The organism is Allocoprococcus similis (assembly GCF_054660775.1).
This window is the reverse complement of sequence record NZ_BAAHSG010000005.1, coordinates 33,412-46,093: the sequence shown is the minus strand read 5'-3', so window position 1 is coordinate 46,093 and position 12,682 is coordinate 33,412. Positions and strand designations below refer to the sequence as shown.

Annotated in this window: 11 protein-coding genes; 1 reads left to right on the top strand and 10 read right to left on the bottom strand. The window is 40.4% G+C overall.

Annotation, left to right across the window (positions count from 1 at the left end; genetic code table 11):
- Positions 1-43: 43 nt before the first annotated feature.
- Positions 44-1,231, top strand: a complete 1,188-nt coding sequence (locus ACYQ5K_RS02050; protein ID WP_173688297.1) for an MFS transporter — start codon at positions 44-46, stop codon at positions 1,229-1,231.
- 68 nt (positions 1,232-1,299) lie between these two features.
- On the opposite strand, the gene ACYQ5K_RS02045 is transcribed toward ACYQ5K_RS02050, so the two are convergent.
- The 10 genes from ACYQ5K_RS02045 to ACYQ5K_RS02000 all read right to left on the bottom strand — a co-directional run bounded on the left by ACYQ5K_RS02045 (position 1,300) and on the right by ACYQ5K_RS02000 (position 12,667).
- On the bottom strand, positions 1,300-2,172 hold the full coding sequence (locus ACYQ5K_RS02045; protein WP_173688298.1) for a class II fructose-bisphosphate aldolase: 873 nt from the start codon (positions 2,170-2,172) through the stop codon (positions 1,300-1,302).
- Entirely contained in the window at positions 2,166-3,176 is a 1,011-nt protein-coding gene (locus tag ACYQ5K_RS02040; protein ID WP_243259158.1) for a Gfo/Idh/MocA family protein, read from the bottom strand. Before ACYQ5K_RS02040 ends, ACYQ5K_RS02045 begins: the two co-directional genes overlap by 7 nt.
- A gap of 12 nt (positions 3,177-3,188) precedes the next feature.
- Positions 3,189-4,937 (bottom strand): dihydroxyacetone kinase subunit DhaL, encoded by a 1,749-nt coding sequence (gene dhaL, locus ACYQ5K_RS02035; RefSeq protein WP_173688299.1) that lies wholly within the window; start codon positions 4,935-4,937, stop codon positions 3,189-3,191.
- A 26-nt stretch (positions 4,938-4,963) separates the two neighbouring features.
- On the bottom strand, positions 4,964-5,527 hold the full coding sequence (locus tag ACYQ5K_RS02030) for an SIS domain-containing protein (protein WP_459777240.1): 564 nt from the start codon (positions 5,525-5,527) through the stop codon (positions 4,964-4,966).
- A gap of 11 nt (positions 5,528-5,538) precedes the next feature.
- Entirely contained in the window at positions 5,539-6,429 is an 891-nt protein-coding gene (locus ACYQ5K_RS02025) for a sugar phosphate isomerase/epimerase family protein (protein WP_173688301.1), read from the bottom strand.
- Positions 6,430-6,504: 75 nt separating this feature from the next.
- Positions 6,505-7,512: an ABC transporter permease gene (locus tag ACYQ5K_RS02020; RefSeq protein WP_173688302.1), complete on the bottom strand. Its 1,008-nt coding sequence runs from the start codon at positions 7,510-7,512 to the stop codon at positions 6,505-6,507.
- Between the two features lie 20 nt (positions 7,513-7,532).
- A complete protein-coding gene (locus tag ACYQ5K_RS02015) occupies positions 7,533-9,014 on the bottom strand; it encodes a sugar ABC transporter ATP-binding protein (RefSeq protein ID WP_173688303.1) in 1,482 nt (493 codons plus the stop codon).
- A gap of 97 nt (positions 9,015-9,111) precedes the next feature.
- The gene (locus ACYQ5K_RS02010; protein ID WP_173688304.1) at positions 9,112-10,113 is read right to left on the bottom strand and encodes a substrate-binding domain-containing protein; all 1,002 of its coding nucleotides are present in this window, start codon (positions 10,111-10,113) and stop codon (positions 9,112-9,114) included.
- A gap of 123 nt (positions 10,114-10,236) precedes the next feature.
- The gene (locus tag ACYQ5K_RS02005) at positions 10,237-11,655 is read right to left on the bottom strand and encodes an ATP-binding cassette domain-containing protein (RefSeq protein WP_459777239.1); all 1,419 of its coding nucleotides are present in this window, start codon (positions 11,653-11,655) and stop codon (positions 10,237-10,239) included.
- Positions 11,630-12,667, bottom strand: coding sequence for a sensor histidine kinase (locus ACYQ5K_RS02000; protein ID WP_173688306.1), 1,038 nt, complete (start codon positions 12,665-12,667; stop codon positions 11,630-11,632). Before ACYQ5K_RS02000 ends, ACYQ5K_RS02005 begins: the two co-directional genes overlap by 26 nt.
- Positions 12,668-12,682: the final 15 nt, after the last annotated feature.

Here is a 12,682-nt window from a genome sequence, read left to right as displayed (position 1 = left end):
AACTGTATTTCATTCACAAATATTATCAAAAAAAGATACACTCATGAAACCATTTTATAAAAGCAAAAACTTACTTTTTTACACACTATATACGGTACTAACTTCCATCGCCCTGACCCGCGGAATTTTTCTGCTGTTTTTAACCCACAAAGGTTTAAGCGTTTCCGAAGTGGCACTTTATTCCATTGTGTTAAATATTTCCATCACCATTTTTGAAATACCTACCGGCTATTTTGGTGATAAATTCGGAAAACGTAACTCCCTGATGCTCGGATGCTTTTTACTCGCACTTCATTCATTTACAATGATAATCTCCAAAAAACCGGTTGCTTTTATGATTCTAGCAGGATTGGAAGGATTTGCCTACACATTTGTCACCGGTAGTAACAGTGCATTATTATATGATATTTTAAAAAGAGAGCATACTGAAAATGACTATTTGAAAATAAATTCAAAAGTTCTTTCACTTGAATCACTGATAATTGGTATTTCAATCTTTATCGGTGGAGAACTGGCTGCATGTTCATGGAACCTTGTCTACGAAATTCAAATAGTTACCATGCTTTTTGCAATTGTATTTCTGCGAAATATTGATGAACCGAAACATAATTCAAAAGCAGTTCATCTTAAAACAGATTTCAAGAAATACAGACCGGGAACGATTTTATGCTTTTTCATCCTCATTTCCAGCATAACAGATGGTATATTTGGCGGATATTATAATATGAATCAGCTATTTTTGGACCGAATTCACATCAATATTTCAACAATTGGATTTTTCTTTTCCGCATCGTATTTTATCAATTCAGTAGCCTACCTGTTAGTTGGATTTATTTTGAAAATATTAAATCACAAACAGGTATTTATATATGGTTTATTCATACAGGGATTTCTGTTTCTGCTATTGATGCACATGAAAAATCCTTCTGTTTTCCTGATTTTTACAATTATTGCCTGTTTTATACCGGAAATACTTTTTACTGTTTCTGACAGTATTATCCAGGACTATATAGACTCCAAATATCGTGCCACTATCTTGTCCGTTGTTTCTATGCTGCGCACTTGCACCACTGCTCTGTGCTATGGAATTATGGGAAAGGTATTTGATCAGATTTCTCTTGGATTTTTCTTTTTGGGACTCGCTGCTGTTACACTGATTTTTGCAGGGTTGTCAGTTGTTGCCTGGTTAATACTAAATTATTCAAAATTTCATGCTAACAATAAATGTTAAAAAAGCCGCATGGAAAAACTTTCGTTTTTTCATGCGCCCCTTCACAAGATTGTATCCCTAATATTTACTTAAAAACATCCATCAGATCCAAAAATCTTCATTGCACTTTCCACGTTCGCCTGCATTGCAGTCACTCCAGCTCTAGCTATCTCTTCAAAAAACACTGCATCTGTTTCCTTCTTATCATTCAGATACTGCATCACACCTTTTCCACCCGCCAGCGATAAATATGTATAATAGTTAATCTTGCAGATTCCATTTTTAATCGCAGTTTTATACTCTTCTTCGCTTAAGCCGGAACCACCGTGCATCACATACGGGATATCTTTCGCATTTTTTATCAGAGTAATCCGATCCAGATCCAGCACCGGCTTTTCTGTATAAATACCATGTGCTGTTCCAAATCCAATTGCAAGTGCATCCACTTCTGTTTTTTCAATAAATTCTTTTGCCATTGCAGGATCCGTATATGCTTCTTCACGCGTATAGGATTTTCCGCTTCCTTCCGCCGCACCTGCTTTTGAAGTCAGGATATGACCAAGCTCTGCTTCTACAGAAGCCCCCTTTTTATGTGCATATTCTACAACAGTCCTTGTCTCCTGAACATTGTCTTCAAACGGCTTTGCAGATGCGTCATACATCACCGAAGTAAATCCCATATCGACAGCATGCCTGCAGCTTTCAATACTTGCACCATGATCCAGATGTACAACAACCGGAACCTTTGCCGCTTTTGCAAGCTGTAGCATAACAGGTCCGATCACATCAATGGAAATCAGATGTCTGTGTGAATCCGCATACTGCAGAATCACAGGGCTTTTCAGCTCCTCTGCCGCAGCTATAATCGCCATTCCGGATTCCAGAGATGTACAGTTAAATGCACCAACTCCATATTTTTCCTGTTTTGCTTTTTCAAGCACTTCCTTTAAGGTTACTAACATGATCTTCCTCCTGCATCTTCAAATGCGCGGTCCAGAATCGAAGCATTCAGCAACGTCTCTTCTTTTGAGACAAGAGGTTTCTCGCCCTCCCGGATACATCTGCCAAACTGTTCAATCTCAAGCATATAGTTATCTGGGCAGAATACCATATATTCCGTCTTTTTCTCGTCCAAAATTTCTACATTATTTACCACACCTTCTGATGTAACTGTAAATTTCTGCACATATCTGCAGTTGAAATTGCACGGAACTTCGATCCGTCCCTTTTCACCTACCACTGCATAATAACCTCTGGAATAAGAATTCAGTGAAGAATAGCTTGCTGCCTGTGTTCCATCTTCATACATCAGAAGTGTTGTATTACTTACATCCACACCTCTCTCCGGATCCATCTCTGCCAGTGCTTTTACCTTCACCGGTTTTTTTAAGTCCATCAGATAGCTGATCGTGCTGATATTGTAGCATGCCATGTCATAGAATGAACCGCCTCCGAGCTTCTGGTTCATACGGATATTTGACATATCAGTAAGTACATCTGTCAAATGTGACTCAATATATTTCACTTTTCCGATTTTGCCCTCATCGATCACTTCTTTTACTTTCTGAACCAGTGGCGCATGCCGGAAAGCAAATGCTTCCATGAGCAGAACTCCATGCTCTTCACAGATTTCATACATTTTCTCAGCTTCTTTTGCATTCAATGCCAGAGGCTTTTCACAAAGAATATGTTTTCCTGCTTTTGCTGCCTTTTCTACCCACTCAAAATGCATGGAATTCGGAAGTGGGATATAGACAGCTTCCACATTCTCGTCTGCCAGAAGTGCGTCATAGCTGTCGTATGCTTTTTCAGCTCCGTACAATTTCTGAAATGCCTCTGCCTTTTCTTTTCCTCTGCTGGCAACGGCGTAAAAACTGGCATTCTCTGTCTGTAAAAGTCCCGGAATGGTTCTTACCTTTGCAATTGCTGCGCAGCCAAGAACGCCCCAGTTAATTTTCTTTTCCATCTCCATCACCTATTATGCGAGTTTTCCTTCTACAAATTCTCTCATTCCCTGGAAAATCAGATATACAGAAGTTGCTCCTGCATCCTGATGTCCTATTGCTCTTTCAAGCAGAGATTTTGCACGTCCGAATTTTGCAACATATTTCTTTGTATTTTCAACACCCTGTTTTGCACCTTCTTCTGCTGCTTTTAACATTTCAAGAAGTCCTTTGTCTGCATTTGCCGCAAGAGCATCGACAGCCGGTGAAAGTGCATCTACCATGGTCTTATCGCCAACTTCTGCTCCTCCTCTTTCCTGAATTGCAGCAAGGCTCTTCTTTTCCATATCAGCCAGATCTTTTGCTGTGATCACTGCCTGCGGATCCATTCCCTTTGCACCTGCCAGATACAGGCTTCCGAAAATAACACCTGAAGCACCGCCCATAGACATCAGCATTGCCTGACCTGCGGTTTCAAACAGCTGGTAAGCATTCTCTTCACCCTGCATTTTGAGCAGTTTTTTCTTTGCTTTCTGCATACCGCCTGCCATGCCGATTCCGTGATCTCCATCACCAATCGCACTGTCAATTTCTGTCAGGTATGGTTTATTTGCAATAATCTTATCTGCAATATAAAGAAGCATGTTTCTTGTATCTTCTGCATTTAATTCTGTAAGTTCGCCTTCTTTGCTTCTCACAATCTCTGCCGGTTCTACATCATTTTCATCGAACTCGATTTCTTCATCTTCTCCGTCATCTTCAACGGTCTCACCAGATACAGATCCTTTTGCATAATATGGTGAATAGCACGGTGCATCATAATATGGTTTCAGTTCATCATCCAGTTTCAGGAATGTGATTGAAAATCCACCCATTTCCATACAGGTACAATAGGTCTTGATTTCTGTATCGTAGATCTTAAGTCCATCCTTGTGCATACGTTTATGTAATTCATAAAATACAAGGTTCAGTTCAAGAAGTGGTGTAGATCCAAGTCCATTGACCAGAACTGCGATTTCATCGCCTTCTTTTAATCCCATCTCTTCTTTCAGCTCTTTGTACATACGGTCAACCATATCACTGCAAGGCATCATCTTTGTACGTTCAATTCCCGGTTCACCGTGAAGTCCCATACCAAATTCCATCTCATCGTCTGCGATTTCAAATGTCGGTTTGTCATTTCCCGGAAGTGTTCCAGGTGATGTTGCAAGTCCGATGGTATTTGTATTATCTCTTGCTTTTTCTGTAATGCGGACAACCTCTTCCAGACTGAGTCCCGCATCACATGCAGCTCCGGCAATCTTAATGGTGTATACATCTCCGGCAATACCACGGCGGTCTGTAATTCTTTCCTTCGGTGCTGATGCAAAATCATCCCACTCACGAACATGTGCCGTCTTCATTCCTTCTGCCTGGCACATTTCTTCTGCCATATCAAAGTTCAGGTTATCTCCTGCGTAGTTTCCATAAACAAAGAGGACACCTTTTCCCTGGTCAACTGCTTTTGCAGCTTCCATGATCAGTTCCGGATTCGGGGAAGCACATACATTTCCACACGCAACAGCATCTGCAAGTCCTGCTCCGCAATATCCGGTAAACAGCGGTTCATGTCCGCTTCCACCACCGATTACAAGTGCAACTTTATCTTTTCTGTGTCCTTTATAAGTAAATGCATTGTATTCGCCAACTTTTTTATAATACTTTCTATATGCCATCAGATATCCTGCAAGGCTTTCTTCCACAACATTTGATACGTCTTTATTTAAAATTTTCTTTGTTCCCATTTATAATGCCTCCTTATCCCTTATCGCTATTCAACATTTCGATGATTCTTTGACATTTTTTCAAAAGTAAGATCCGGTGTCTCATCTACAATTGTCATGATGATGATATCAAATAATATCAGCAGACACTGTTCAAACAGATTTCCCATTGGCTGGAAAGACGGAACCACATCATCCGTTCCTCTGTAAACTGCAGCCGGAACAAAAAATACCTTATTCGCAACATTTTTTGCAGTGTCACCGCTTGGTGATCCGGTCACGACATAGATCATAGCTCCCGCTTCTTTTGCACGTTCACAGATATAATTGATATGTCCGATACGTCCATCCCCAAGGGTTGCGATCAGAAGATCTCCTTCTCCGATCGACGGGGTTGTGTCGTCCCAGATCCAGTGGATCTCTTTTCCCATATGCATCAGTCTCATGGCAAACGCTCTTGTCGCCATACCTTCCCGTCCGACACCGATCAGGAAAATCCGGTCATGCGCCTTTACTTCATCAATAAACTCACGCATATTCTGCTGATCCACTCTTTCGAATACCTGCCTGTATTCTTCGAGAATTTTTTCATACGTTTCTTTGTAATCCATCCTGTGCCTCCTTAACATCCAAGCTCTTTATGAAGATAATCCATTGTCTTTTTCATTCCTTCATAAACGGCATCGTCATCATCTTCAAAAATAGTTACAACTTCCAGATACTGTGTAATATTATCCAGTCCGGCTCCGGTTGTGGCTCTCTTAATAAGCTCCGGTGTAATAATTCCTTCTTCATGGGTGAAATCCCAGTGTCTGTCCCACAACCCGTCTGTCTGCTGTAAATGGATTGATCCAATATACGGAGCACATTTATTAAACCAGAGTTCAATATCTGCTTCTTCTTTCAGAAGTGGTTTATAAAGGGCATGTCCCCAGTCAACCAGCAGTTTGATCGGAATATCTGTACCTTCCAGATCCTGCATCATTTTCACAGATACTTCCGGACTGTGTGGAAATTCTGTAATCAGCGGGGTTGCTTCAATATGGATTTCTTTCAGACCTTTTACTTTGCCATATTCAGCAAGCTGTCTCAGATAATTCAGCATATCCTGGTAAAGTTCTTCCCGTCTTTCCGGGTTTCTTGCATCTTCATAATCCATTCCACCAACCGGTGTTCCCATTACACTTGCACCCATTTCAACTGTCATATCAATGGCTCTCTTGAAAAAGGTAAATGCAACATCTCTCTGAACTTTTGACGGTGCAAGAAGATGTGCATAAGAGTAAGATGCAAGTCCTCCAAATGTTGCATCAATACTGACACCTGCTGCTTCAAATGCATCTTTATACTGATATACCATGACATCTCTCTGTTTCTGCGGCCACCACGGATCAATCAGATCCCAGCTAAACTGCACGTGATCCACACCAAAATCTTCTTTTACCATCTTTGCCAGTTTTACCGGATCCATCCAGCGTTTTACTGCAAATGATAAGTTTAACCCCAATCTCATCTGAAAAATACCTCCTTCTTAGTCGTAAGACTGGCAGCACCATGTCAAACTGCCAGTCCTATATGCATTTAAAATTTAGTTCAATTTAATCTTTTTCTGTCTGTTTTCACGAACGATATCGGAAATAGAACTGAAGGAAATAGCAAGTACTACAACGATACCGCTGACTGCTGACTGCCAGTAAGAGTTAACACCGAACAGTACAATGATGTTCTGGATAATTGTAATGACTGCTGCTCCGATCAGGGCTCCTGCCGGATTACCAACACCACCTGTAAGTGATACACCACCGATTACAGATGCTGCGATCGAGTTCATTGGCCAGTCTTCACCGATTGCTGTCTGGGCTGAACCAAGACGGCATACATACAGAAGACCTGCAAGTGCTGAGATAAGACCCACCAGTGAGTAGATCATAACACGAATGCGATCTACTTTGATTCCAAGAATCTTAGCAGCTTCTTTACTATTACCAATTGCATAGATGTAGCGACCTGTTTTTGTCTTCTTAACCATGAATAAGATTAAGATCAATACAATAATACAGATAATGAACGGAATCGGAATTGGTCCGACAGACTGTTTTCCAAGTGCCTGTGTATCAGACGGAATACCGGTAACTGCTTTACCTTTTGTGATAACCAGGTTGATACCACCATATACACCCTGCATACCGATTGTAGCAACCATAGAGTTCAGACGGAGACGTGTGATGATAATACCGTTGATAAATCCAAAAATAAGTCCGAGAATTAATCCGATTACCAGGCAAAGCCATGGGTTTAATCCTACATTTACCATTAACATACCTGTTAAGATACCAGACAGGCAGGCAATCTTACCTACAGATAAGTCCAGTTCTCCAACTAACAAAAGCAGTGACTGCGCAATACCGATCATGCCGACAAATGCCAGATCTCGAAGTACAGACTGTAAGTTATACACATTTAAGAAGTATGGTGACACAATACTTGCAATAATAATCATAACCACCAGTATTGCCGCCATCGCTGTCATATTACTTTTCTTTAATGCACTGATAAATGCATTTCCAGATTTTTGTTTTGTATTTTCTTTACTCATAATTAAACTTCCTCTTTCATCTAAGAATCTACACCAATAATTGCTCCAAGAATAGCCTGCTGCTCTGTGTACTCATCGAATTCTCCGGCGATCCTGCCTTCATACATTGCAATAACTCTGTTCGAGCACTTCTTAATCTCTTCCATCTCAGATGAAATCATGATAATTCCGATCCCCTCTTCTTCTGCAAGCTTCTTCATGAGACGATAAATCTCCGTTTTCGTTCCTACATCAATTCCCTTTGTCGGCTCATCAAATACCAGAAGCTTTGGCTTGCATGCCATCGCACGTCCGATAATGACTTTCTGCTGATTACCACCTGACAGGAACTGGATTTCTTTATCTGCCCCTGGTGTCTTTACGTCATACGTCTCTATGACATTTTTTGCCAGCTCATTTTCTTTCTTTCTGGAAATACTGATTCCACTTTTCAGTTCATCAAGAACAGAAACTGAAATATTATCTCTGATAGAAAGCACCGGTAAAATTCCCTGTTTTTTGCGTTCCTCCGGCAGGTAGATAAATCCATGTTTAACGGAATAATTGGTATCTCCTAATTTCCAGTCCTCTCCGTCCAGCTTAACGGATCCTTTATACACTGGCAGATATCCGAAGATTGCCTGCATTACTTCACTTCGTCCCGCACCGACCAGTCCTGAAAATCCAAGGATTTCTCCTTTTTTCAGCTTGAAACTTACATTTGTAAATTTTTCTCCTGTAAGTCCGTCAACTTCCAGCAGCACCTCATCTGATACCTTTGTGGAGTAGAAACGTTCATTCTGATCCAGTTCACGGCCGGTCATCTGTTTGATAACCCATCCGGTATCTACATCCTTGATCTCTGAGTATGCAACTTTCTTACCATTACGGAATACCGTAATTACATCTGCAAGCTGGAAGATTTCTTCCAATTTATGTGAAATGAAAATAATTGCCTTATTTTCTTTTCTTATTTTCTCTACTATATCAAACAAAATTTCTGTGTCCCTGCTTGTCAGACTGGTTGTCGGCTCGTCAAGCATCAACACTTCATAATCTTCATGTACGGTTGCACGGGCAATCTGTAACAGCTGCTGTGAAGAAATAGATATATCCTTTACCAGCTCATTCGGTTTTACAGGAATTGAGAATTTTTCCAGAATCGGAATTGCCCGTTCCTCAATTTCCTTTTGATTTACAGTTCCTTTGATCCCTGATTTTTCATACGGAATAAATAAATTTTCAGCAACAGACATATATCCAAACAGGTCAATTTCCTGTGGGACGTATGCAATCTTGTCGAAAAGTGCTTTATTCTTCATCGCATTTTCGCCACCGATCAGAACTTCTCCTTCTTCCGGTTCATATACTCCGGTAAGACATTTGATCAGTGTACTTTTTCCCGCTCCGTTTTCTCCGATGATCGCATGAATTTCTCCTGGTTCAAAGGCTACATCTACTGAATCCAGGGCGATAACTCCCGGAAACATCTTTGTAATATTTTTCGCCTCTAATATTTTCATAGATATGCTCCTCACTCAAAAAGCGGGGACGAGCAACTTGATTATATCGAGTTACAAGCCCCCGCTTAGTAGTCATTCTAAATCTTTTTCACTTTTACTATTTAGCGCTAACAGTTTCGATCCATTCATCAATGTTTTCTGATGTGATACGTCCGATTCCTGTATCAACATTTGCCGGAAGAGGCATTCCCTGAGATGCCTGATATGCCATCAGCACTGCGTACATTCCCTGTTCCTGTGGAAGTGTTGAAGATGTAGCTGTGATTGTTCCTGTCTTAACATAATCAAGAATTTCAATCAGGTTGTCCATTGCTACGAATGTTACTTTGTCCTGCATACCTTTTTCTTCGATTGCTGCTGCAACACCAGATCCGCATGCATCACAGTTCAGATATCCTGTAAGGTCAGGATTTGCTGCAAGTACAGCTGCTGCCTGAGACTGAGCTGTTTCAACGTTGTCATTGTCAATACCACCGTCGATTACTTCGATATCCGGATATTTAGCAAGTGCGTCTAAGTGAGCCTGATATCTTTCAGCGTGGTTCGGAGCTGTAGGAGCGCCCTGCATAACTGCAACTTTTCCTTTTGTTCCCATCTTTTCAACAAGCATATCAACAGCGATTGTTGCCTGTTCTGCGAAATCGTTACCTACTGATGTAAGTCCGCTTCCTTCTGGTGTAGGAGCATCAAATAAGATAACCGGAATATTTCTGTCCTGGATTTCTTTGATGATATCAGCACTTCCGTCATAGTCAACCGGATCAAGCAGGATTGCTGTCGGGTTTGTTGCTGATGCCTGTTCCAGTGTTGAGTTCTGTGCAGATACTTCTGCTGATTCTGGAGCACGGTAATCGATCTTAACTTCTACTCCAAGCTGTTCTGAAAGAAGATCTGCCTCTTTCTGAGCACCTTTGTTTACTTCATCGAACCATGCATGCACACATTTTGGAACAACAACGAAAGTCATGTCTTCTGCTTTTCCAGCTTTACCACTTTCTGCTTTTGCTGATGAGTCTGAGCTTCCGCTTGAACCACATCCCATTGCCATCGTTGCAACCATAGCTGCTGATAACAGTACTCCAATAATTTTCTTTTTCATTTCCGTTTCCTCCTTTTACTCTTTGTCTTTCGAGTTCCCTCTTGGAATGATTACATTATAAAATCATAAAGTATCTTTTCCAATGTGAAAAAATTTAGAATAAGTGTGAGGATTTTTAGGATATTATCTGATTCGTATGATTCGATCGGAAATATCTTCCACATATTCCTCTCTTGTATTTACAATAACGACTGCTGTTCCCTTATTCGAGAATTTTTTGACATATTTTTTCACTACTGCCACATCATTTGCATCACATAAGGCAAAAGGTTCAAACAAGATCAACACATTCGGGTTAAAAATATACCACCTCTCAAGCGTCATGCGGATTCTTTCATTGCTTCCAAGTTCTTCCATTTTGATATTTTTTATGTTCTGCTCTTCTCCCAATTCTTCCAGCATCATCTTGCGGATTCCTCTGGAGGTTCTCAGATAGTCCCAAAAAGAAATCTTTTTGAGTGATGGCAGCATAAGATTTTCTTCTACAGTCATATGTTCAAATACTTCTTCCCGGCTTCCAAGTGCACGGATCGATACTATCTTTTCCCCTGCAAGTTCATAACAGTCCATATTTTCATGACGTTTTCCGTTAAGTATATAATATGTATCCCCGCTTTGTTCGCGTCCGGATAATGTCAGAAAAATCTGTTCCTTTTCTCTTCGTCCCTGCACAAGAATCGTAACAACTTCTCCCTTTATAAAATCGAATGTTTCTTTATAATCTTTACGGATTTTCAGATTTCTGACCCGGTATACCACATCATCGTCATATCCCGGAGATTCTGTGCCTGCAAAAACATTGCTTTTTGCTGACACTTCACTATTTCCCAACAAATACTGTTCCAGCTGTTCTTCTGTTTTTATGTACTCCCGTGCACATTTTTTTACGATATGTCCTTTATTGAATATCACATATTTATCAGACAATGCAGATGATATGAAATTAGAATTACTGTTAATGATCACGCCCATTTTTCCCGCTATCAGCCGGTGCATAATCTTTCCGAATTTTATAATGTCATCCTGACTCATTCCCTCAAATTCATCTTCAATAATCACAATCTTCGCACCTTGCCGATATGCTTTTACAATATCCACAATTCGCTTTTCACTTTCCGAAAGCTTCTTCATCCGTTCTGATACCTCAATCATCAGATCAAATTCAGAAAACAGTTCTTCTGCCTCTTCTTCTAACCTGCTTCTTCTCCAGAATGCTCCTGACCATCCCGAATCTACAAGACACAGATATTCTGCTACCGTCCAGTCTTCAATAATATAATTATCCGGACGAAGGCAGTATATCTTTTGGTTAAGAATCTCCCAGTCATCTATTTTCTGTCCATCTATATAAATCGTTCCGACTCTTTTTCCTTCCGTAAGTTTCCCCCTCAAAACACCGGAAAGTAAATCTTTCCCAGAATAAGTAAGCCCGAGAAATCCTATGCATTCTCCTTCCAGAATACAAAACGACACATTCTCGAGCTTTCTTGTTGGGGTATATGTACAATTTAAGTGATTAATTCTTAGTAATTCTTTTTTCATCAATAATCCCCTGGCTATTTTTATCATTTACCGGAATCGTAATCTCCACGTCCGTTCCCTGTCCAACTGTACTGTATACATTTACACCATATTCTTCTCCGAAGAGAAGACGAATCCTTTTATGAATATTTGGAAGCGCAATTCCGGTATTCCGGTGATTACGTTTCTCTTCCTCATCCAGATCCACATTATCCATCTGGATTCTGGCATTTAATTCTTTTAGTTTCTTACTGTCCATTCCCTTTCCATTATCAGAAATTGTGAGAATTAAATTCTGATCTGTAACGATCACTTCTATCGTAACCTTTCCGCCTTCCAGTTTTTCTTCAAGACCATGGAAAATTGCATTTTCCACGATCGGCTGAATGATCAGCCTCGGTATCATAAAATTATATGCCTCTTCATCTTCCTCATCTATGACTACTTCCATTGAGAATCGGTTATTAAAACGGTATCTCTGGATCAGCATATAATTCTCAATATTCGCCAGTTCATCACGGAGCGTTACCAGATTCCCTTTCCGGCTAATGCTATACCTGAAAAATGCCGACAAAGCTTCTACCATTTTGGCAATTTCCATATTGCCGTCAATCAGTGCCTGTCCTCTGATACACTCCAGCGTATTATATAGAAAATGCGGATTAATCTGGCTCTGCAATGCAGTCAGTTCTGTCTGTTTATTCAGAATCTGTGCATTATTTTTTCTTGTTTTGCAGGCAGCATACTGATTTACCAGCCTGTATACCTGTTTTTCAAATGGAATACCCGATGTCGGTATCCCCATCTCTTCTTTTTCAAAATCCATCTCATTAAAACTGTCTAAATTCTTTGAGAAAATCTGAAGCGGATAAACAATCACGATCACCAGATAATCGACCAGTATAATCTGTACGATTGCGATCAGCATAAAAATATTCTCGGAATGCCATCCCATAAATGCCATGATCAGTACGATCAGGCTGAAAATCATGTCTGCTAAAATTACTCTTTCAAACTTCTTAATAAATCCCATCACATCAGTCTCCCG